This is a genomic window from Flavobacterium sp. 316, from assembly GCF_000967805.1.
Taxonomy (GTDB): domain Bacteria; phylum Bacteroidota; class Bacteroidia; order Flavobacteriales; family Flavobacteriaceae; genus Flavobacterium; species Flavobacterium sediminilitoris.
In genome coordinates this window covers 380,347-403,486 of record NZ_JYGZ01000002.1, presented here as the reverse complement: position 1 = coordinate 403,486, position 23,140 = coordinate 380,347, and the positions used below count along the sequence as shown (strand labels likewise).

General features: G+C 28.6%; 24 protein-coding genes and 1 tRNA gene. 14 read left to right on the top strand and 11 right to left on the bottom strand.

Annotated elements, in window-relative coordinates; translation table 11 throughout:
* Positions 1–4 precede the first annotated feature (4 nt).
* Positions 5–1,693, bottom strand: a complete 1,689-nt coding sequence (locus SY27_RS05395) for a M23 family metallopeptidase (protein WP_045967935.1) — start codon at positions 1,691–1,693, stop codon at positions 5–7.
* Positions 1,694–1,886: 193 nt separating this feature from the next.
* On the opposite strand from SY27_RS05395, the gene SY27_RS05390 reads away from it, so the two are divergent.
* The 4 genes from SY27_RS05390 (at position 1,887) to SY27_RS05375 (ending at position 4,905) form a co-directional block, all read left to right on the top strand.
* Positions 1,887–2,177 carry a hypothetical protein gene (locus SY27_RS05390; protein WP_045967933.1) on the top strand — a complete coding sequence of 97 codons (291 nt, stop codon included), beginning with the start codon at positions 1,887–1,889 and terminating at the stop codon, positions 2,175–2,177.
* 5 nt (positions 2,178–2,182) lie between these two features.
* Entirely contained in the window at positions 2,183–2,476 is a 294-nt protein-coding gene (locus SY27_RS05385; RefSeq protein WP_045967931.1) for a cell division protein ZapA, read from the top strand.
* A gap of 206 nt (positions 2,477–2,682) precedes the next feature.
* Positions 2,683–4,245, top strand: coding sequence for a ribonuclease Y (rny, locus tag SY27_RS05380; RefSeq protein WP_045967929.1), 1,563 nt, complete (start codon positions 2,683–2,685; stop codon positions 4,243–4,245).
* Between the two features lie 48 nt (positions 4,246–4,293).
* On the top strand, positions 4,294–4,905 hold the full coding sequence (locus SY27_RS05375) for a porin family protein (RefSeq protein ID WP_045967927.1): 612 nt from the start codon (positions 4,294–4,296) through the stop codon (positions 4,903–4,905).
* Between the two features lie 70 nt (positions 4,906–4,975).
* On the opposite strand, the gene SY27_RS05370 is transcribed toward SY27_RS05375, so the two are convergent.
* From SY27_RS05370 to SY27_RS05355, 4 genes are all read right to left on the bottom strand, one after another.
* The gene (locus SY27_RS05370; RefSeq protein WP_045967926.1) at positions 4,976–6,478 is read right to left on the bottom strand and encodes a PAS domain-containing protein; all 1,503 of its coding nucleotides are present in this window, start codon (positions 6,476–6,478) and stop codon (positions 4,976–4,978) included.
* A gap of 87 nt (positions 6,479–6,565) precedes the next feature.
* The gene (xerD, locus tag SY27_RS05365) at positions 6,566–7,465 is read right to left on the bottom strand and encodes a site-specific tyrosine recombinase XerD (protein ID WP_045967924.1); all 900 of its coding nucleotides are present in this window, start codon (positions 7,463–7,465) and stop codon (positions 6,566–6,568) included.
* 80 nt (positions 7,466–7,545) lie between these two features.
* On the bottom strand, positions 7,546–8,319 hold the full coding sequence (locus SY27_RS05360) for a hypothetical protein (protein WP_045967922.1): 774 nt from the start codon (positions 8,317–8,319) through the stop codon (positions 7,546–7,548).
* A gap of 146 nt (positions 8,320–8,465) precedes the next feature.
* Positions 8,466–9,113, bottom strand: a complete 648-nt coding sequence (locus SY27_RS05355; protein WP_045967919.1) for an outer membrane beta-barrel protein — start codon at positions 9,111–9,113, stop codon at positions 8,466–8,468.
* A 558-nt stretch (positions 9,114–9,671) separates the two neighbouring features.
* Between SY27_RS05355 and SY27_RS05350 the strand changes: the two genes are divergently transcribed.
* The 4 genes from SY27_RS05350 (at position 9,672) to SY27_RS05335 (ending at position 13,761) form a co-directional block, all read left to right on the top strand.
* Complete coding sequence (locus tag SY27_RS05350; protein WP_045967917.1) at positions 9,672–10,214, top strand: porin family protein; 543 nt, start codon at positions 9,672–9,674, stop codon at positions 10,212–10,214.
* Between the two features lie 76 nt (positions 10,215–10,290).
* Positions 10,291–10,704, top strand: a complete 414-nt coding sequence (gene aroQ / locus SY27_RS05345; RefSeq protein ID WP_045967915.1) for a type II 3-dehydroquinate dehydratase — start codon at positions 10,291–10,293, stop codon at positions 10,702–10,704.
* Between the two features lie 117 nt (positions 10,705–10,821).
* The gene (locus SY27_RS05340; RefSeq protein ID WP_045967913.1) at positions 10,822–13,284 is read left to right on the top strand and encodes a DUF5686 and carboxypeptidase regulatory-like domain-containing protein; all 2,463 of its coding nucleotides are present in this window, start codon (positions 10,822–10,824) and stop codon (positions 13,282–13,284) included.
* A 54-nt stretch (positions 13,285–13,338) separates the two neighbouring features.
* On the top strand, positions 13,339–13,761 hold the full coding sequence (locus SY27_RS05335) for a hypothetical protein (protein ID WP_045967911.1): 423 nt from the start codon (positions 13,339–13,341) through the stop codon (positions 13,759–13,761).
* A 59-nt stretch (positions 13,762–13,820) separates the two neighbouring features.
* Here SY27_RS05335 and SY27_RS05330 read toward each other — a convergent pair whose 3' ends face one another.
* The 4 genes from SY27_RS05330 to SY27_RS05315 all read right to left on the bottom strand — a co-directional run bounded on the left by SY27_RS05330 (position 13,821) and on the right by SY27_RS05315 (position 16,965).
* Complete coding sequence (locus tag SY27_RS05330) at positions 13,821–14,588, bottom strand: TSUP family transporter (RefSeq protein WP_045968298.1); 768 nt, start codon at positions 14,586–14,588, stop codon at positions 13,821–13,823.
* A 76-nt stretch (positions 14,589–14,664) separates the two neighbouring features.
* Positions 14,665–15,975, bottom strand: coding sequence for a UDP-N-acetylglucosamine 1-carboxyvinyltransferase (gene murA, locus SY27_RS05325; protein ID WP_045967910.1), 1,311 nt, complete (start codon positions 15,973–15,975; stop codon positions 14,665–14,667).
* Positions 15,976–15,979: 4 nt separating this feature from the next.
* Positions 15,980–16,678 carry a DUF4290 domain-containing protein gene (locus SY27_RS05320; protein ID WP_045967908.1) on the bottom strand — a complete coding sequence of 233 codons (699 nt, stop codon included), beginning with the start codon at positions 16,676–16,678 and terminating at the stop codon, positions 15,980–15,982.
* Between the two features lie 2 nt (positions 16,679–16,680).
* Positions 16,681–16,965 (bottom strand): DUF493 family protein, encoded by a 285-nt coding sequence (locus SY27_RS05315; protein ID WP_200894132.1) that lies wholly within the window; start codon positions 16,963–16,965, stop codon positions 16,681–16,683.
* Between the two features lie 129 nt (positions 16,966–17,094).
* On the opposite strand from SY27_RS05315, the gene SY27_RS05310 reads away from it, so the two are divergent.
* The 5 genes from SY27_RS05310 (at position 17,095) to SY27_RS05290 (ending at position 21,628) form a co-directional block, all read left to right on the top strand.
* Positions 17,095–17,634 carry an AAA family ATPase gene (locus SY27_RS05310; RefSeq protein ID WP_045967904.1) on the top strand — a complete coding sequence of 180 codons (540 nt, stop codon included), beginning with the start codon at positions 17,095–17,097 and terminating at the stop codon, positions 17,632–17,634.
* Positions 17,635–17,672: 38 nt separating this feature from the next.
* Positions 17,673–19,562, top strand: a complete 1,890-nt coding sequence (locus tag SY27_RS05305; RefSeq protein ID WP_045967902.1) for an ATP-dependent DNA helicase RecQ — start codon at positions 17,673–17,675, stop codon at positions 19,560–19,562.
* Entirely contained in the window at positions 19,562–20,509 is a 948-nt protein-coding gene (gene fmt / locus SY27_RS05300) for a methionyl-tRNA formyltransferase (RefSeq protein WP_045967900.1), read from the top strand. The genes SY27_RS05305 and fmt overlap by 1 nt, the downstream gene beginning before the upstream one ends.
* Positions 20,510–20,686: 177 nt before the next feature.
* Positions 20,687–20,962, top strand: a complete 276-nt coding sequence (locus tag SY27_RS05295) for an HU family DNA-binding protein (RefSeq protein WP_045967898.1) — start codon at positions 20,687–20,689, stop codon at positions 20,960–20,962.
* A gap of 105 nt (positions 20,963–21,067) precedes the next feature.
* Entirely contained in the window at positions 21,068–21,628 is a 561-nt protein-coding gene (locus SY27_RS05290; RefSeq protein ID WP_045967896.1) for a YqgE/AlgH family protein, read from the top strand.
* Here the strand turns inward: SY27_RS05290 and SY27_RS05285 are convergent.
* Positions 21,621–22,463 carry an aminotransferase class IV gene (locus tag SY27_RS05285; RefSeq protein ID WP_045967894.1) on the bottom strand — a complete coding sequence of 281 codons (843 nt, stop codon included), beginning with the start codon at positions 22,461–22,463 and terminating at the stop codon, positions 21,621–21,623. The genes SY27_RS05290 and SY27_RS05285 overlap by 8 nt on opposite strands.
* A gap of 52 nt (positions 22,464–22,515) precedes the next feature.
* Positions 22,516–22,908 carry an START-like domain-containing protein gene (locus tag SY27_RS05280; RefSeq protein WP_045967892.1) on the bottom strand — a complete coding sequence of 131 codons (393 nt, stop codon included), beginning with the start codon at positions 22,906–22,908 and terminating at the stop codon, positions 22,516–22,518.
* A gap of 148 nt (positions 22,909–23,056) precedes the next feature.
* Between SY27_RS05280 and SY27_RS05275 the strand changes: the two genes are divergently transcribed.
* Positions 23,057–23,130: transfer RNA gene (locus tag SY27_RS05275), tRNA-Met, on the top strand.
* Positions 23,131–23,140 lie beyond the last annotated feature (10 nt).

Sequence of the window (23,140 nt, the reverse complement as noted above, 5' to 3'; positions counted from 1 at the left end):
ATTTTTAATTATTTATAAAAAAATGTGATTCAAAGGTAGTTGAATTTTGCATATCATCTGTCACAATAACTTTGAAATCATTCTTACCTTCTTTATATTTATTATCACTTAACATGTGAATTAGCTTTTTAGTCTTATAATCGTATTCCATTAAAATCCATTCCCCGTTTAAATAAGCATTATAAGTATCTATTCCAGATAGATTATCAGAAATTGAAACACTTAGTGTTTTCTGATTTTTTAAATTAGATCCTTCTACAAAGTTCACATTGTAAATTCGTGGTGAAATTGAATCTTGAGCTAATTTATAATTTTCTAATGAACGAACTCTTGCTGAAAATGTATTTCCTTTTCTATATGTCTTATTGTATCCTAATTTGTACCCTTCTACTGAAGCAATAAATGTTTTATTCAATTCTTCTTCTGTTAAGCCAGTAACATCATTAAAAGTAATCGTTATATTCTTATGCACTGGAATATTCTCTTCTGAAAATGATAGAACTCCATCTTTTACATCAAAATCAAAACTAAAATCATCATAAAAAGCATTCTCAGGAATATAGACCGACACATTTTCTTTTGTGTAATTATTTTCTACTCTAGATTTTAAAAAATAAGGTTTCACTTCTTCTTTTTTAAGAATCACTTCTTCCTGATTCTGAAATTCTATTGGAATTATAATTGTAGCTTTATTATTGTGATAATCAAAAATCTCAATTTTATAATTATAGTTAGTATTTGGCTGAGCATCTACAATTCCATTATTCTTACTAAATTTTATAACCGATAAAGGATAATCCGAATAATGAAACAGTTTTTGTACTTTTTGTCCCATTTCCTTCATTCTATTATAATCGATTAAGTTATTTATATATCTACTTTCAGCAAAAGCAAATGTTTCAAAATCATATTGATAATATAGAACTCCATTTAAGTATGCATTCACTTTATATAATCCATTTCTATTATACGGATTAGTACAATGATCGTAAGCATTTATCCCAAATGCAATTTTACCATTAGTAACTACTTTAGTCCCTAAATAAGTCCCATCTGCTTGCTTATTAAAAGAAATAGCTATTGGTTTTTTAGATTTATTTACAATTGCATTTTCTATTGGATAAGCCACAATTCCTTGTAGAAAGGGATTCCTAGTATCGTTTGCTAATTTATTAAATCCAAAACTTAAAGGATTAACTACTTTCTCAGTCTTAGTTTCTCTAAATTCAAAATGTAAATGCGGACCACCACTTCCTCCTGAGTTTCCAGAAAAAGCAATAATATCACCTTGCTTTACAGGTAATTCTGAAGAGCTTGGAAACATTTCAACTTCAAATGATTTCTTATTATACTGTGTCTTTCTTATATACTCTTCAATTACTCCATTTGCCTTTTGTAAATGAGCATAAACCGTTGTATAACCATTTGGGTGTGTTATATATATTGCTTTTCCATAACCATAAGTAGAAATTTTAATTCTAGAAATATAACCATCTGCTACTGCAAAAACATCAAGTCCTTGTTTTTTATTTGTTTTCAAATCTAATCCTGAATGAAAATGATTACCTCTTAACTCTCCAAAAGAACCAGAAACATCTAATGGAATAGACAATGGAGAAATAAAATCTTTAGGATAATCTTTCTGACTATATGATATGGCTGATAAAAATAAAAATAAAAATACCTTCTTCATGTTTTTTTGTATAAATGCTAAAAATAATAAAAATTTACTCACAAATATACGTAAGAAAAAACGCATTTCATAACTACTTAAAAACCAAATTATTATAAAAAAAACAAAATATTATATAATTTTTTTTAAAAAGTATTGTTATTATCCAATAGTAATATTAATTTTGTAGAAATAGAAATGAATCATATCATTAATGAATGGATTGTCTGAACTAATTGATTCTCTTGAAATTAAATTTTTCAAGCTCAACCAAAAGTTAGTAAAACTTGAAAAGAGAAATATAGAATTATTAGAAAAAATTAAGGTTTCTGAAAATATTCAAAAACAACAGTCTGATGAGATTGTCGCTCTTAATAAACAATTAGATAATTTAAAAATGGTAAATTCACTATTAGGCAGCGAAGAAAACAAAAGAGAAACAAAACTCAAAATAAATTCATTAATTCGAGAAATCGATTATTGCATAGCACAACTTTCGGATTAGAAAGCATGAGTGAAAAATTAAAAATAAAAATATCAATTGCTGATAGAGTTTACCCTCTAACTATAAAAGAGTCGCAAGAAGAAGGCTTGCGAAGTGCTTCAAAAAAAATTGACACTATGATTAAGCAATTTGAACAAAGCTATGCTGTGAGAGACAAACAAGATGTTTTGGCAATGTGTGCACTACAATTTGCATCACAAACAGAACAAAAGCAAATAGATGTTTCACAAGATTATGAATCATCCTTTAATCGTTTAAAGAATTTAGACAAGAAATTGAGTGAGTTACTCTCAAAATAAAAATACGTTCTTACAATAAAGATACTGCCTACATTAGTATATATTTGATAAACTCAACACTAACAAATTAAAATGAGTGAATCTTCGTAACTATAGCAAGCCCTTAAATGGGAAGCTTGAAATACGAGTTAGCTCAAAACTTGTCTTTACGAGTTTATACAAACACCTAATGTAGGCTTTTTTTATATATAATTTTTAAAAACAACATGGATATAATAAGTATAATAATTGGAATTTTTGTAGGTATTGGAGTAGGATTTGGAATTGCTAAATTTTTAGAAAAAAGTAATGTTTCCACTTTAATTAAAAATGCAAAAAAAGAAGCCTCTTCAATTTTAAGAGATGCGAAAACAGAAGCAGAGTCAATAAAAAAGGATAAAATTCTTCAAGCAAAAGAAAAATTTTTAGAATTAAAAACAGAACACGAACAAGTTATTTTGTCTCGTGATAAAAAGATGGCTGATGCTGAAAAAAGAACTAGAGATAAAGAATCTCAAGTATCTAGCGAATTAGCAAAGGCAAAAAAATTAAATGATGAAGTCGATTCTAAAATCACTGACTACAACAACAAAGTTGAATATTTAGAGAAAAAACAACAAGAAATTGATAAACTTCACAAAAGTCAGGTTGAACAATTAGAAGTTATTTCGGGCTTATCTGCTGATGAAGCTAAAAATCAATTAGTAGAAAGCTTAAAAGCAGAAGCTAAAAGTAGTGCAATGTCTTTCATTCAAGACACAATGGAAGAAGCAAAAATGACAGCACAACAAGAAGCTAAAAAAATAATCATAAACACTATTCAAAGAGTTGGAACAGAAGAAGCAGTTGAGAATTGCGTGTCTGTTTTCAATATTGAATCTGATGATGTAAAAGGAAGAATTATTGGTAGAGAAGGAAGAAACATTAGAGCTTTAGAAGCTGCAACTGGCGTTGAAATTATTGTTGATGATACCCCTGAAGCAATTATCTTATCTTGTTTTGACCCTGTAAGAAGAGAAATTGCACGTTTAGCTCTTCATAAATTAGTTACTGATGGTCGTATACACCCTGCAAGAATTGAAGAAATTGTTGCTAAAACACAAAAACAAATCGATGAAGAAATCATAGAAGTAGGAAAACGTACTGTTATTGACTTAGGTATTCATGGTTTACATCCAGAGCTAATTAAAATTGTAGGAAGAATGAAATATCGTTCTTCTTATGGACAAAATTTATTACAACACTCTAGAGAAGTAGCAAATCTATGTGGAATTATGGCTGCCGAACTTGGATTGAATGTAAAACTTGCTAAAAGAGCTGGTTTACTTCATGATATAGGAAAAGTACCTGATACTGAAAGTGAACTACCTCATGCTATCTTAGGAATGCAATGGGCTGAAAAATATGGTGAAAAAGAAGAAGTTTGTAATGCTATCGGAGCTCACCATGATGAGATTGAAATGAAATCTTTAATTTCACCTATAATACAAGTTTGTGATGCAATTTCAGGAGCAAGACCTGGTGCAAGAAGACAGGTGTTAGATTCATACATTCAACGTTTAAAAGATTTAGAAGATATTGCTTTTGGATTTAATGGTGTTAAAAGTGCATACGCAATACAAGCAGGTAGAGAACTACGTGTTATTGTTGAAAGCGAAAAAGTTTCAGATGAATTAGCTTCTAATTTATCGTTTGAAATTTCACAAAAGATTCAAACCGAAATGACATATCCTGGTCAAGTTAAAATTACTGTAATTAGAGAAACTAGAGCTGTTAATATTGCTAAATAACTACTTTACAAAATATTAAATTATTGTATAATCTTTAATTAATTTTTTATGAAAAAAGTTTTTTATGTATGCCTCACACTATTTTCAATACATTATAGTTCGGCACAAGAAGTTCAATCATCAGTGAGTTCACCTTCATCAGATAATAAAGGTACTTATGGAATAAAAGGTGGTTTAAATTTTTCAACGATTACTAAAGGAAATTTTGATGAAGGAGCAGATCCTAGAACAAGTTACTACATTGGCTTTTTTAGCGAAATTCCTTTAATAAACAAAGTTTTATCATTACAACCAGAAGTTCTATATTCAAGACAAGGTTTTGAAACTAATTTTAGACTTTTAGGCACAAATTACAAACAAGAATACAGAATTGACTACATAAACGTTCCTGTTCTTGCAAAAATACATTTAGGTAGAGTTCTTGCTGTAGAAGCCGGACCTCAATTTGGTTTTAAAATTAATGAAAAGATAAAAAGTGAAAACAGCACTTCTACCAATGATGATGTAAATAGCTTTGACACAGCATTAGCTGCTGGTTTATCTCTCAAAATTGATGATTTTTTAATTTCAGGAAGGTATACTTATAGCTTTAATGAAGTAATTAAAAATACGGATTCAAAAAACTCAGTATTTCAAATTGGAATTGGGTTTTACTTTTAAAAAAAACATAATTATAAAAAAAATACAGTGTAAATATTTACACTGTATTTTTTTATATAATCGTAAAACGCTACTTCTTAAAATATACTTTAAATGTAGTTCCTACTCCTAATTTGCTTTCCACTTCAATTTTTCCTCCCATAGTCTCAATTTGATTTTTGGTTATATACAATCCAACTCCTCTTGAATCTTCTCTATTATGAAATGTTTTATATAACCCAAAAATTGATGTTTCATACAATTTCATATCAATACCTACTCCATTATCCTTAACAATTAAAACATAATATCCTTCTATTTCTTCAACAGAAAACGAGATCATGATTTGTTCTTTTCCTTCATCTGAATATTTAATTGCATTAGTCAATAAATTCAACAATATACTTTCTAAATAAGCTGGAATACAATTTACATAAATACCTACATCAACATCATTTAATACATGAATTCTTTTACTTAGAATATCATCATTTAAAATATATAACATCCTAGCTATATAATCTGTTAATCTTAATAATTCATATTCTTTATTAGTTTGCGTATGTACTTTAACTAAATCATTTAAATTCTCAATCGTTTCATTTAATTCTTTAGACACAGCATCTATATTTCCTATTGTTTCTTGATAACCAAAAGTATTATTGTGATAAAACGCTAAAAGCATTTTAATATTACCTGCGTGTGTTCTTAGATTATGAGAAACAATATGTGCAAAATTTAATAGCTTATTGTTTTGCGTATTAACAATTTCCAGCATTTTTACCAACTCTTGTTCTTTTTCCTTTTGTGCTGAAATATCTGTATGAGTACCTACAATACGAAGTGGTTTCCCTTTATCATCTCTTTCAATTACTTTTCCTCTATCTAAAATCCATTTATACTTTTCATTACACATAACTCTATGACAAGTTTCATAAAAAGGAATTTCCCCATCAAAATGACGATTAATATTTCCATAATACTCTGCTCTATCATCAGGATGCACTCGTTCATCCCATTTTTCAGGAGAACCCACCAAATCGGATTCTGTAAGCTCTAAAATTTTCATGGATTCAGAAGAGTAATAAACTTTATTTGTGATTAAATCCCAATCCCAAACTCCTCGATCTGATGCTTGAACAGCAAAATGAAAACGTTCATCTGCTACTCGCAACTGAATTTCTTGTTCTTTTATGGTTGTTACATCAGACAAAAGACCATAAAAAATAGTCTCATCATTATCAATACCTCTTGGAGTAGCTTCTATTCGAATCCATTTATAACTACTATCAGGTAATAAGAAACGAAAATCGACTTCCCATTTGGAATTATTATCAACGGCATAATTGAATGATTCAATAAATATTTTTAAATCACTCTCATAAATACGATATTTCGCAAACTTATAAGAATCATGTAAAACTTCTTCAATAGAAAATTGATATATAAATTCAATTGGCTTACTGATAAAATCTACATGAATATCTTTTTTAGAAGTTACTCTAATTTGAAATATTATATTTGGCAATTGCTTAATTAGACTTTCATATAATCTATTTAAGTCTTCTGGTTTATTCTTTGGTACAAAAATCATGGTTAATAGCGGTTATCTAAGAAAGGTACAAATAAAAACACTGAAAATCAAACAAAAATAATAGCAGAAAATATTTTGTGATATGTTTCATTTTCTTGGATGAAACTTGTTCAAAACTTGTGCCAAAAATTTTCGATCTAAATGCATATAAATTTCAGTTGTTGTTATCGATTCATGACCTAACATTAATTGAATAGATCGTAAATCGGCACCATTTTCTAGTAAATGTGTTGCAAATGAATGTCTAAATGTATGAGGACTAATATTTTTCTTCAAATTTATTTTTGGTACTAAATCTTTAATTATAGTAAAAATCATGGCTCTAGTTAATTGTTTCCCTCTCCTATTTAAAAACAATGTATCCTCAAAGCCTTTTTGTACTTTAATTTGAGTTCTTATTTGTTCTTTATAAATTGTAATGTATTTTTCTGTTGTTTTCCCAATAGGGACAAATCGTTGTTTATCTCCTTTTCCTGTAATTTTCACAAAGCCTTCTTCGAAAAACAAATCTGATATTTTTAAAGTTACTAATTCAGAAACTCGCAATCCACAACTATACAAAGTTTCCAAAATAGCTCTATTTCTTTCTCCTTCTAGCGTAGATAAATCAATTGCAGCTATCAAATTATCAATTTCTTCAACAGACAATGTATCTGGCAATTTCCTACCTGTTTTAGGTACTTCTATCAATTCCATTGGAGTCTCTGTTCTATAATCTTCAAAAATTAAGTAATTAAAAAAACTTTTTAATCCAGAAATTATTCTTGCTTGACTTCTTGCATTTACTTTTGAAGATATTTCATAAACAAACTGTTGTACAATCTCTTCTGGAATTGTAATTGGTGTTTCATCAATATTATTTTCTTTAAGAAATAGCACTAGCTTCTCAATATCAAAAGAATAGTTCTCAATAGTATTAAGAGAAAGTCCTCTTTCTAATCTAAGGTAATTTTGATATTCTTTAATAAAAGATTGCCATTTATTCATACTTCAAAAGTATCAAAAATATAATAATAAAAAAATCCTGACGTTTGTCAGGATTTTATATTGTAAATAGGGATTAAAACCTAGAAATGTAATGTCAAATTAATTGATGCAATTCCTACATTACCTAATCCAAACGAAGAACTTTTCCCATTATCTGAAGTTACAGGATCTGCTGTACCAACCGTAGTTGTTGTTTCAGAATTTCCTTGAATATCAAATCCTACTCTGTAAGTATATTGTGCTCCTATCGCGAATTTAGGAAAAATAAAATATTCCGCTCCTAAAAAACCTTGGATTCCTAAACCTAAACCTAAACCTGATTTGTTTTCAGTACTTTGTATAAACTCACCATCTGAAATAGCATTAAAAGTAGTCTCAGAATTTGAAGAATTAGCCGTTAACAATACATCTGCTCCATAAAAACCTTGCAAACGTGTATTTCCTTTTCTCCATTCTTTTCCTAAACCTAAAGCCGCATCAAATGCATTTGTTTTAACTTCTTTATTTGCATTAGCAGGTTCTAATCCTGAACTGATACTTGTTCTAGAGTTATTATTAAACCCTAAATTTGCTACAACTCTATATGCTTTTTTATCTGAAATAAATTTTTTCCCTACAAAAGTGTTACTTCTTATATAATCAACACCTGGTGCTCTATTATCTAAAGTACCATTAAAAGCATTTCCTATATATTCAAAAATTCCATCAGCATTAAAACTAATAGCCCAATCGTCCATTTCTGGTAAATAGTTTTCTCCTTTTTTAGAAAGAATTGGATTAACTAAGATTTCATCTTGTGCATTAACAAGACTAAATGTGTACAATGCAATTACAGATAGTAATAATTTTTTCATTTTTTTATATTTTAATTTTTATAGTGCTGCAAAATTATAAAAAAATAACCTGAAAAAGAGAAAAAAAGCTTACAAAAAAAGAAGTACTATAATTAACAAAAAAAATCCCGCAATTGCGGGATTTTTAATGCTATAAAATTTACAAATTAGAATTTGTAAGTTAAACCAAATGTTGCTGTAGTAAAGAAGTTATTGAAAACATTAAAATTCCCATTAACAGAATTGTTTTTTGTTTCTCCTCCACCTGGAAATTCAGATTTACCTGATTCAAAAGACAATACATCTGATAAACCAAAATTGATTGCTACGTTAGAAGTTACAAAATATTGAATTCCTAAATCAATACCTAAACCAAAATTAGTATCTTTTTGAGTCTCTACTCCATCTTCTTCCCATTTTTCTGAACCAAAACCTAACCCTGCCTCAGCATATGTTTTAAATCTTTGTCCTAAATCTAAGAAATAATAACGAGCAAATACTCCCGCATTGAAAGAATTTGACGTTTCTTCTGTTGAACCAGCACCAGTTATAGTTGTTTCTTCTTTTGAAGAACCTACACCTAATTCAACTCCTAAAGCTAATTTATCAGCAATAAAGTAACCACCTTTTGGGTTAAATCTAAAATTGTTTGTTTTAATTTCAGTTCCAGCATTTTCATCTTTGTTAGTTCCAAAGCTTAAATTACCTTCAACAAAAACATCTCCTTCAGAGAAACCAAAAGATTCTCCTTCTTCTTGTGCATTAGCAAAGCTAAATGCAAATACTGCTACAGCAGCAAATAATACTTTTTTCATTCTATTTTTAATTTAAATTTTAGTTATTCGGGGCAAATTTATGCTATTTTCCTTTAACTACAAATCATAAAATCTAGCTAATTTTCTTTCTTTTACCCCAAAAACAACAAAACACTTTAACAATCAAATACTTATGTTTTAAAAAAAATGTTTCATGTTACTACAACATTAACATTTCAATGATTTTTAAGTTATAAATTCACAAATAATTAACTTTTTTAAAGGCTAAAATGCAACATCAATCTAACTTATTCTTATTATAAATCTTATGATTTTAGATTCTTAAATTAAAAATCTTATTAAATGAATAAAAAAATATCTTTAAACAAATTATTTTAATCGAAAATTATAATATACACACTGTATAAAATATTAACTTTTTAATCTTTAAAACCTACACAATAATCTTTTACATTGCATTTTTTTAAAGAACACATTCTTCATATTACTACCTTTACTGTGTAAATAAATTATTTTAAGCACAATTTTTATTACACATTCATCGTTTATAACTATAAACATATTCAGTCTTAGAAATAATTTTAATATCTAAATCTTATGAAAAAAACACATTTTTTAGTCATTGTATTATTATTAGTTACAGGAATAACTAATGCGCAAACATTAAAAATAGGGATAAAAGCAGGTATAAATTATGCTAATTTAACAGACACATCTATAAAAACAGATGCTATAACAAGTTATCATGCTGGATTATTAGCTGAAATAAGAATATCAGAATCGTTTGCTTTTCAACCTGAATTATTATATTCAACTCAAGGTGCATCCTATAAGAATGCTGTAGATGAGTTTAAAAATGAGTTAGGTTATATTTCTGTTCCACTTTTAGCCAAAATAGGTTTAAGCAAAAGTCTTGCATTAGAAGTGGGTCCGCAAGCATCGTTCTTACTAAGCAAAAAAGATGAATTTGATTTAAACGATTATAATTCTTTCGATTTTGGAGTTAATGGTGGTTTAAGATTAAGAATCACAGACAACCTTTTTGCACAAGCACGATACACACTTGGTCTAACAGAGATTTCTAAAAATGCTGAAGCAAAAAATAGTGTATTCCAATTGTCAGCAGGAATCCTTTTTTAAAATTATTCATAAACTTACTATAAAACCATTCATTAGTTGAATGGTTTTTTTATTTTTACTCAAATTCTTGAATCTTATGAAATTACTTATTCTTAATGGTCCTAATCTTAATTTACTTGGCAAACGAGAACCTGAAATTTATGGTAGTTTAACGTTTGAGGAATATCTTGAACAATTAAAAAATAAATTCCCCAATATTGTTTTTGAGTATTATCAAAGTAATATTGAAGGTGAAATTATAGATAAATTACACGAAGTCGGTTTCTCTTATGATGGAATTATTTTAAATGCAGGAGCTTATACACATACTTCAATAGGCATAGGTGATGCTATAAAAGGAATTACAACACCTGTTATTGAAGTTCATATTTCAAACACTTTTTCCCGAGAATCTTTTAGGCATCAATCTTATATTTCACCAAATGTAAAAGGAATCGTTATAGGTTTTGGTTTAAAAAGCTATGAGTTAGCCATTCAGTCTTTTTTATAATTTACTCCCTATATTTTTTATAGAGTATAATATTGCTTTTTTTATTAAATATTTATTTATGAGAAATTGATACAACCTTTTACAAGGAAAACTCGTCTATTAAATAAACCCATTCAAATGAAACAACTTTTCTCTTTATTGTTCTTCCTATTTGCCAATATAATTGTTTCGCAGATAAAAGGAACTGTTACTGACACTAATGGTAATGTATTACCTTTTGTAAACATTTATATTCAAGATACCTATATAGGTACAACTACAAACGAAAATGGAAAATATGAATTAAATTATATTAATTCAGGAAATACTGTTCTCTTATTTCAATATTTAGGTTATAAAACTCAAAAAAAAGAAATAAATACAATTTCTTCATCTCAAGAACTTAATGTTATACTTGAAGAAGAAAATTTTCAACTGAATGAAGTTGTAGTTCAAAATGGTATAAATCCAGCGAATGAAATTATTCAAAAAGCAATTGCATCAAAAAAGATAAATGCTGCAAAAACAGACAAATTTGAAGCTGATTTTTATTCGAGAGGTATTTTTAAAGTAAAAGACATTCCGAAAAAAATTATGGGATTTGAAGTAGGTGACATTGATGGAAGCTTGGATTCAACTAGAAGTGGTGTGATTTACTTATCTGAAACCGTATCAAGAATTAAGTTTGAAAAGCCTAATAATTTAAAAGAAGAAATAATAGCCTCTAAAATTGCAGGTGACGACAGCGGATTTAGCTACAATACAGCCTTAAACACTAATTATGATTTTTATGAAAACTATGTGGATTTCGATATTAATATGATTTCACCAATAGCAGATAATGCTTTTAATTATTATAAATATAAATTAGAAAGTACCTTTTACGATGATAAAAATCAATTAATAAACAAAATCCAAGTAACACCTAAAAGAGATAAAGAACCTGTTTTTGAAGGTTACATCTACATAGTAGAAGATAGTTGGGCAATTTATGGGATTGATTTAGACATTAAAGGTTATAGAATGCAACAACCCATTTTAGAAACCATGAAATTAATTCAAAATTTCAGTTACAATAAAGAATCGAAACTTTGGGTTAAAAATGTGCAATCACTAGATTTTGATGCGGGAATTTTTGGTATGAAGTTTACTGGAAAATTCACTCATGTTTTTAGCAATTACAAATTCAAAGATAGTTTTGAAAAGAAAACGTTTGGAAATGAAATTGTCACTTTTGCAGAAAATGCAAATAAAAAGGAAGATTCATTTTGGAAAAATACTAGACCTGTTCCATTAACTGAAGAAGAAACAAAAAACTACATTAAGAAAGATAGTATTCAAACTATAAGAAAATCAAAAACATATTTAGACTCGATAGACGCTAAATCAAATAAATTTAAAGTCTTTGACATTATAAATGGTTATACTTATAAAAATTCGCATAAAAAATGGAATTTTAGTTATCAAGGCGTTACCGACCTCTCATCGTTAAGTTTTAATACTGTTCAAGGATGGAACTTAAATAGTGGTTTTTCATTTAGAAAATGGAATGAAGAAACTGGTAAATTTACTTCAATAAACACTACATTTAATTATGGTTTTGCTGAAGATAGATTAAGAGTTAATGGTCGTTTCTATCATCGTTTCAATACTAAAAATTACGCTAATCTTATTATTTCTGGTGGAAGCGCTATAAGTCAGTTTAACGATAATGAGCCTATTTCTGCTTTTATAAACTCTATAAGTACATTATTCTTTAAGAATAACTTCATGAAATTATACAACAAAGAATTTGCAGAAATTGCATACGGTCAAGAAGTTGTCAATGGTATTTCTGCAAATGGAAAATTAACCTATGAAAACAGACATACATTATTTAATAATACTGATTACACACTTATAAAAAACAATGATGATTATTTTTCAAATAATCCTTTACAACCTTATAATTATACCTCAGCATTTGAAAAACATAGTATTTTTAAATTCAATCTTTCTACTAGAATTCGGTTTGGACAAAAATACATTTCAAGACCTGATGGAAAAATCAATATTCAAGATGACAAGTATCCTGTTTTAAGTTTCGCTTATGAGAAAGGCTTTGGAGGTACTAATTCAAACTATAATTACGATTTTATTGCTGGAAGAATTGATTATAATAAGACATTTGGAAACAAAGGAGAGTTTTCTGTAAATATTAGAGGTGGAAAGTTTTTTAACGCTGATAATATTTCTTTCATAGATTACAAACATTTCAATGGAAATCAAACACATGTAAATTTTAGAGGAAGTTATATTAATTCTTTTAATCTTCTACCTTACTATTCAAATTCTACAAATGATGCATATATAGAAACTCATTTACAGCATAATTTTAAAGGTTATATTATGAATAAAATTCCATTATTAAACAAACTACAATGGAATTTAGTAGGTGGTTTTCATCAAATTAATGTGCCAAACACTAAACCATATCAAGAATTTAGTGTTGGATTTGACAACATTGGTTTTGGAAAGTTTCGTTTTTTACGTATTGATTACATTAGAGCTTATCAGAATGGTTATCAAGGAGATGGAATCATGTTTGGGCTACGTTTTTAAAAATTGTTGATTTTTTTTCTTAAATTAGATTTAACTAACCAGAAAAATATAATCATGACAAAACCAAGCAAATCTTTTTGGATTATTAGCATTCTAGCATTAATCTGGAATTTAATGGGGGTTAATCAATACCTTCAACAAGCGTACAACACTGAAAGTTTTAAAGCAATGTATAATGAAGAGCAACTACAAGCTATTGCAAATACACCTTCTTGGGCTATTGCTGCTTTCGCAGTTGCTGTTTTTTCTGCTGTTTTAGGTTGCATTTCATTATTACTTAGAAAAAAATGGGCGCAATTCTTTTTTGGATTGTCTCTATTAGGTGTAATCATACAAATGTATCACAACTTATTTGTAATAAAATCTATAGCAGTTTATGGTCCTGGAGCAATGTTTATGACAATACTAATTCTTATTGTAGCTTTATTTTTATATTGGTATTCTAAGTTTGTACAAAAGAAGAATTGGGTATCTTAGCCTATAATTCTTTTTAATACATTAAAAATCACATCTTCAAAAATGATAATGTGATTTTTTTATTTTAGAAAAACATCATATCCAAATCGAAGTAAAGCAATTCCAACAATAACTAAGAATAAAACACGAATAAATCCATTCCCTTTTGAAATAGCTAATCTTGCTCCTATCCAAGCACCTAATGCATTACAAATTGCCATAGGAATAGCAACTGCCCAAATAATTTTTCCTTTTATTACAAATAATGTTATTGAACCAATATTAGTTGCCAAATTAACCAATTTTGCATAAGCAGATGCTTTTAAAAAATCGAATCCTAAAATAGCAATAAATGCCATAATCAATAAACTCCCTGTTCCTGGACCAATAAATCCATCATAAAAACCAATTACAACACAAATTAACATTGTGTAAATGTATTGCCTCTTTTTACTTAGTTTACTAATTTGAAATTGACCAAAATCTTTCTTCAAATATGTATAGATTAATAATAAAACTAATATTATAAACAATACTGGTTTCATAAAGTCATTCTTCATCACATTCAATAAACTTGAACCTACATAAGCAAAAACAAAAGAAACTAAAGCCATTATTCCAAATAGCTTCCAATTAATTTTTACCTTTTTAAGAAATTGATAGGTTGCAATACTTGTTCCACTAAAAGCAGGGACTTTTAAAGTTCCAATAACATGAGCAACACTTATATTTGGCAATAATATTAAAGCCGCTGGTGTTTGTATCAATCCACCTCCTCCTACAATTGCATCTATAAAACCTGCTATAAATGAAGCTAAACAGAGCAATAGTATAACGTAAAATTCTATTTCCATGGAATTAAAAAAAGCTAAACTCAGTTTTAAAGTTTAGCTTATTATTAAATTAAAGAATATTTTAATTTTATTAAACTCGAACAATATTAGCACCTATAGCTGTTAATCGTTCCCCTATTCTTTCATATCCTCTATCTATTTGTTCAATATTTTGAATTGTACTTGTTCCTTTAGCAGAAAGAGCTGCAATTAATAATGAAACTCCTGCTCTAATATCTGGAGAAGTCATTGTTGTAGCTTTCAATTGAGACTGAAAGTTATGACCAATAACAATGGCTCTATGTGGATCACAAAGTATAATTTTTGCTCCCATATCAATTAGTTTATCTACGAAGAACAAACGACTTTCAAACATTTTTTGATGAATTAAAACTTCTCCTTTTGCTTGTGTAGCTACAACCAAAACGATACTTAATAAATCAGGTGTAAAACCAGGCCATGGAGCATCGGCAATAGTTAATATTGAGCCATCAATATCTGTTTTAATTTGATATCCATCTTTGTGAGCTGGAATAAAAATATCATCTCCTCTTCTTTCAATTGTAATTCCTAGTTTTCTAAATACATTTGGTATTTGTCCTAGGTTATCCCAACTTACATCTTTTATTGTTATTTCACTTCTTGTCATAGCTGCAAGACCTATCCAAGAACCGATTTCAATCATATCAGGTAAAATTCTATGCTCACAACCTCCTAGTTGATCTACTCCTTCAATAATTAATTTATTAGAGCCAACTCCAGTTATTTTAGCTCCCATTGAATTTAGCATTGTACACAATTGCTGTAAGTAAGGTTCACAAGCAGCATTATAAATTGTGGTTATTCCTTCTGCTAAGACAGCCGCCATAACAATATTTGCAGTACCTGTAACTGATGCTTCATCAAGTAACATATAAGTACCTTTCAATCTTTCTGTCGTTTCAACACCGTAAAAGTGATCTTCTCTATTGTATCTAAATTTAGCTCCTAAATTAATAAACCCTTCAAAATGAGTATCTAATCTCCTTCTTCCTATTTTATCTCCTCCTGGTTTTGGAATATATCCTTTTCCAAAACGAGCTAACAAAGGTCCTACAATCATGATTGAACCTCTCAATGATCCTCCTTCTTTTTTAAAAGCTTCTGTTTCTAAATACCCTACATTAACTTCATCTGCTTGGAAAGTATAAGAACCATGTCCATTCTTTTTAATTTTAACACCTAAATTCCCTAATAATGTAATCAATTTATTTACATCAATAATATCTGGAATATTAGTAATCGTAACTTTTTCGGTGGTTAATAAAACAGTGCACAATACTTGTAATGCTTCATTTTTTGCTCCTTGAGGTGTAATTTCTCCTTTAAGTGCTTTTCCGCCTTCTATTTGGAATGTTCCCATAAACTTATTTTCGTTTTTGGTTTTTAGGATTTATACTTTTCTTTTTATGAATGTTCTTAGTATTTGAATTCTTATTATTAGAATTAAATTGAGATTTATTAGACATTTTCTTATTCACCTTCATAAGGTTATGCGAATTAGAAAGTTCCTCATTTGATTTAAACAAGTTAATTTTTCCGTCTGATAATTCTAATAAATGATTAAAGATAACTTCGTCTTCAACTGTTTCCTTGTTCCAGCTCAAATAACATTTTTTCATGTGATTTGCTATAACTAATATCAAAGCACTCTTCATGTCTCCTTCTTCCCATTTCATAGCAACATCTATCATATACGTAATATTATTACCATAAAAACGATATTTTGGGAAATTTTGAGGATAATTTAATGTATCTGGTCTTTGATTTAAAACATCTCTTGAAGGTATTGGATATGGAGAATCTACTTCTAATCTAAAATCAGACATTATAAACAACTGATCCCATAACTTGTGCTGAAAATCAGGCACATCTCGTAAGTGAGGATTTAAAGACCCCATAACCGAAATAACATATTTAGCTGCTTTATTTCGCTCTTCTTTATCTTTAATTACTGTAATTTGATCAATTAATTTTTGTAAATGTCTCCCATATTCCGGAATAATTAATTGTTCTCTTATTGAATTATATTCTAATTGTGATACAGCTTCAGATTTTACTTCCATAATTATAATGATATTATACCTTCAATTACTGAAAGTTCTTGATATTTATCAATGACACTTTGTGGATCTTTCATTTGAACACTTACTGAAACACTAGTGTATTTTCCCGTTTTTGAATGTTTTGTTGTAATTACTGCGCCCATTTTATCAAATGCCTTTTCAACTTGTTCTGTTTTATTCCCTTCTGAAGGCACAATAAATTTATATAAGTATTCTGACGGCCATAATGTATTATTAGCCAATTCTTCTTTTAAACGCAAATAAAAGTCTTCTGTTTTCTTGTCCATCCTCATTCTTTTTTTGAATAGCAAATATACTTTTTTATGTTAAGAATAAATATTTTAAAAAGCATAAAATTTAAAAGTTGAATACATTTTTAAAAAAAACTACTTTTGCATTTCAGATTTAATTAACTCATGAATAAAGAAATAATAGTTTTAATAGGTGGACCAAGTTCTGGAAAAACAACTTTAATTAACGCATTAATTGAAAAAGGGCATATATGTTATCCTGAAATTTCAAGAGATGTAATTAAAGAAGCTCAAAAACAAGGAATTGAACAACTATTTCTAGAAAAACCATTACTATTTAGCGAACTTTTATTAGAAGGACGAATAAAACAATTCAATCAAGCTATAAAAGAAGAAGAAAATACTATTTTCATAGATAGAGGTTTGCCCGACGTTTTGGCTTATATGCATTATATTGGTGATAGCTATCCAGAATCTTTTCACAAAGCTTGTGCTGAACATAAATACACTAAAGTTTTTCTATTACCTCCATGGAAAGAAATATATGTAAGTGATACTGAAAGATATGAAACTTATGAACAGGCTACTTTACTTCATAAACATTTAAAAGAAACGTATACTAGTTTTGGATATGATTTAATTGAAGTTCCAAAAGGTTCAGTAGAAACTAGAGTTGACTTTGTAATGAAACATATTTCTAAATAGTTTTTGTAATTTTAGCATTTCTAAGTTAACCCACCCAAATGTCTGAAACTTTACAAATTCTTCAAAAGTACTGGAAACACGAAAATTTTAGAGAACCGCAAGAAGAAATCATAAATTCTGTTTTAAAAAATAAGGATACATTTGCATTACTTCCTACAAGCGGTGGAAAATCTGTTTGTTATCAAGTTCCTGCAATGATAAAAGAAGGCATTTGTCTTGTTATTTCTCCATTAATTGCTCTTATAAAAGATCAGGTTCAGAATTTACAAAGCAGAAACATTAAAGCAATCGCACTTTTAGGTGGTATTTCCCAAAATGAAATTATAGAATTATTAGACAATTGCCAGTTTGGAAATTACAAATTTCTATACCTTTCACCTGAAAGATTACAACAAGACTGGATTATTGAAAGACTAAAACAATTGCCTATAAACTTAATTGCCATTGATGAAGCACACTGTGTAAGTCAATGGGGACATGATTTTAGACCGGCATATTTAAAAATAAATTTACTTAAAGCACATTTCAAAACAACTCCATTTCTTGCTTTAACTGCTTCTGCTACAGAACGTGTTCAAAAAGATATAATAGAAAATCTCGCATTAGAAAATCCAATTGTTTTCAAAAAGTCTTTTGCCAGAGAAAACCTAGCTTATCATGTAATTAATACTGAAGATAAATTTCATAAGATAAAGCAGATTCTTACAAAAAACCCACAATCGAGTATCATCTATGTTCGAAATAGAAAATCATGCATTGAAATATCAAACCAACTAAAAGCATTAAACATTTCTAGCACATATTTTCATGGAGGATTAAATATAAAAGAAAAAGACACAAACATGGCACTTTGGATGCAAAACAAAGTTCAAGTTATAGTGGCTACAAATGCATTTGGAATGGGAATTGACAAACCCGATGTTAAAACAGTAATTCATATACAATTACCTGAAAACTTAGAAAATTATTATCAAGAAGCTGGTAGAGCTGGTCGAAATAACGAAAAAGCATTTGGAATTCTTTTAATTGATTCAAACGACATCAAAGCAGCTAAAAATCAATTTATTTCTGTTCTTCCCGACAAAACTTTCTTAAAAGAAGTATACATTAAACTAAACAATTATTTTCAAATTGCTTATGGAGAAGGCTTTAACGAAACCTTTTCTTTTAATCTAAATCAGTTTTGTACACAATATAAATTTCCTGTTCTAAAAACATATAATGCTCTTCAATTTTTAGACAGACAAGCTATTATTTCACTTCAAAATGAATTCTCTGAAAAAATCAGCATCCAATTCACAACTCCAAGTAAAGAAATAATACGCTATATGAGTTTAAATCCTCATTCAGAAAACATTATCACAACCATACTAAGAACTTATTCTGGAGTTTTCGAATTAGAGACACAAATAAACACTTCTCTCATTGCAAAAAAAGCAAATACTACAGAAGACAACATCTTAAAAGTGGTTACCAATTTAGAAAAAGAACACTACATTACTCTTCAAGTTCAAAATAATGACAGTAGTATAACATTTAATGAGGTAAGAGAAGATGCTTTAACCATTAACAGAGTTTCTAAATTTTTAGAAAAACAGAATGATTTAAAAACAAATCAATTAAACAGCATCATTCATTATGCAAAAACGAATGCTTGTAAAAGCAAATTACTCTTAGAATATTTTGATGAAAAAGAGATAACCGAATGTGGGATTTGTTCATTCTGCATTTCTAAAAAAAACAATAAGAGTACAAATTCTATACTAGTTGAAGAAGTTTTTCATTTATTAAAACATTCAAACTTAACTTCAAGAGAAATAGAAAGTCAACTTTCAATAACAACAGAAGATACTATCTTTGCCATTCAAATCCTTCTTGAGAAGGATAAAATAGCTATCAATAACTACAATCAATATTACTTAAAATAATGGAAAAATTAAAAATCGTCTTTATGGGAACACCAGACTTTGCTGTTGGTATTCTCGACACTATATATAAAAACAATTATGATATCGTAGGAGTTATAACCGCACCAGACAAACCAGCAGGAAGAGGTCAAAAAGTAAGTATGAGTGCAGTGAAACAATATGCTCTTGAAAAAAATCTTCGTTTACTTCAACCAACTAATCTAAAAGCAGATGACTTTTTAACGGAATTAAAAAGTTTAGAAGCAAACTTACAAGTAGTTGTCGCTTTTAGAATGCTACCAGAAGTGGTTTGGAAAATGCCAAAACTAGGAACATTTAATTTACATGCTTCACTATTACCACAATATAGAGGAGCTGCTCCAATTAACTGGGCTATTATAAATGGAGAAACCAAAACAGGCGTTACCACATTCTTTATTGATGATAAAATTGATACTGGAGCTATGATTCTTCATAAAGAAACACATATAAGCGAAAAAGAAACTGTTGGAGAACTACATGACAGACTTATGAATATTGGTTGTGAAGCCGTAATTGAAACATTAGAATTAATTACAAAAGGAAAAGTGGAAACAACTATTCAAAAAGACACTGAAGAGATTAAAACCGCTTATAAACTCAATAAAGAAAATTGCAAAATTGATTGGACAAAGAACGGAAATGAAATTTACAATCAAATTAGAGGGTTAAATCCATATCCAGCAGCATGGACCTATATAAAAGATGAAAATCAAGAATGGAATGTTAAACTATATGATGTTAGTTTTGAAAAAACAGATCACAATTTTAGTATCGGACAGGTAATCGCTACAAAAAAAGAAATTAAAATTGCTACAAATGATGGCTTCATCCATATTTACAATTTACAATTTCCTGCAAAACGAAAAATGACATCTCAAGAACTTTTAAACGGAATTCAATTAAGTCATAATTCAATTGCGCTATAAGCCCTTATAAACAGTGATATTTGTGAAATTTATTTAAAAACAAATAAGGTTATTAACAAAACACCTATTTTATTAACATTTTTAGCTAAAATCCTTGTAAACACTTGTACAATCCAGTTATACGAGTAAATTTGTGTAGAAATAATTAAGTTTAACCAAATTAATAAACATTTTATTATGAACAAATCAGAATTAATCGATGCAATGGCAGCTTCTGCTGGAATTACAAAAGCAGCTGCTAAATTAGCTTTAGAGTCATTTTTAAGCAACGTTGAAGGCACTTTGAACAAAGGTGGAAGAGTTTCATTAGTAGGTTTTGGTTCATGGTCAGTTTCTAAAAGAGCTGCTAGAGACGGAAGAAACCCACAAACTGGTAAAACTATCAAAATTGCTGCTAAAAATGTAGTTAAGTTTAAAGCTGGTGCAGAATTAGACGCGGCAGTAAATAAATAATATATTTTTTACATAAAAATTTAAATCCCGCAATTGCGGGATTTTTTTATATTAATTTGATTTTGTAATTTATTTTTGATAATTTTAAAGTAAAATAACTTGTTTATGATATCAGTTTTACCCAAAAAAGGACATTTGCTGATAGCAGAACCTTCTACGATAGGAGATCTTTCATTTAATCGTTCTGTTGTTTTGCTTGCCGAACATAATAATGAAGGATCTGTAGGCTTTATACTGAATAAGCCTCTAAATTATTCCATCAATGACTTAGTGCCAGAAATTGAAGCTGTATTTAAAGTTTACAATGGAGGGCCTGTTGAGCAAGATAATTTATACTTCATACATAATGTACCCAATATAATACCTAACAGCATTGAAATTGCTAATGGAATTTATTGGGGTGGTGATTTTGAAACCACTAAAACATTAATTAATAATGGTGAAATTTCAAAAAATAACATTCGTTTTTTTCTAGGCTACAGTGGATGGGAAACTAACCAACTTGAAAAAGAGCTTAAAGAAAACTCATGGATAATTGCTGAAAACAAATTAAAAAGCAAACTACTTTCAAAATCTTCTCAACATTTTTGGAAAGAAAAAATAATAGAGCAAGGTGGAGAATATGTGCTTTTCTCAAATGCTCCTTCAGATCCTATGCTTAATTAAGTCGAATCTGAGCATTTAATCTCGTCAGCAACATAGTCGCTGTTTTTACAGTAAACTCTTTTTTTCTATATTTAGTAATGGGTTGAATTCCTTTTATTACATTCGTTACAAACAACTCATCTGCTTTTTGTAAATCAAAAGGAGAAATCGATTTTTCAACTACTTCCAAACCTTCAACTTTCTTTGCCAAAGCTAAGATTTGCTTTCTCATTATTCCGTTTAAACACCCATCTACAACTGGAGGAGTAATTAAAACATTATTCATCACCATAAAAATATTCCCTTGCAATGCTTCAATAACATTCTTTTCATCATTTAAAAGAAGACAATTATCATAGTCATTTTCAAAAGCAAAAATACTTCCTGCAACTTGTATTATTTTGTTATTAGATTTCAAAGTGGAAAACAATTGTTTTGTTACATAAGCATCTTTATAAAGCTCCACTTCATAAGATTGATTCTCTATAACATATAAATCTTCATTTAAAGAAGAAAAAGTTACAACAAACTCAACGTCATTTGTCTTTGGCAAATAAAATCCATCTCCTTTACGATAAACAGAAAATCGTACTCTATAAGCTGATTTTTTGTTTTCATCAGCATTAATCAACAATAAAATTTGTTCTTCAAAAAACTCCATGGTAAAGTTCATTGGAATTTCCATTCTAAAAATACGCATAGAAGCCATGAATCTAAAATAATGATCTTCTAAGAATAAAACCTTATTATTTAATACCTTAACTGTTTCAAAAACAGCATCTCCAAATAAAAAACCTCTATTACTCTCAATATTTACAGTACTTGTTTCCTGTATATTTCCATTAAAATTTACCATAACAAAAAATCCCGATTAAAAATCGGGACAAATATAATCTTTATAATTTAGTTTAAACAGAGCCTAACACATGTTTTAAATCAGAAATTTGATTTTCCCATAACAGCTTAGCTTCTTCAATTTCGTCTTCTTCTGCAAAATCCACAACAACAAGTGATACATCTTTTGTTATATCGTCTTCCATTATTTTTATCTCAAAATAATATTCCGTGTCATTATCATCTTCATCCAGCCATCTAAACTTAACTCGTTCACCTGTTCTTTTAGCCATTAACTTCGCTTTTTCTTCTGAGTCATCCCAAATAAACGTAAAAAGTTCTCCTCTAGAATTTACATTATCAGCAAACCATTCAGACAATCCTGAAGGCGTAGAAATATATTGATATAATAGCGATGGTGAGGCATGAAAAGGGAATTCTAATTCGTATTTTACTTTTACTTCCATTTTAAAAAATTTATTTTGGAAATATAGAGAGAATAAATTTAAAAACCAAAAAGAAAAAAAGAGAATTTTTCTAAAAAAATATTTGTACTAAAGAGAATTAATTATATATTTGCACCCGCATTCAACAAGGATGTATAACCAAAAAAATGGCGAGGTAGCTCAGTTGGTTAGAGCGCAGGATTCATAACCCTGAGGTCACGGGTTCAACTCCCGTCTTCGCTACAAGATTTAA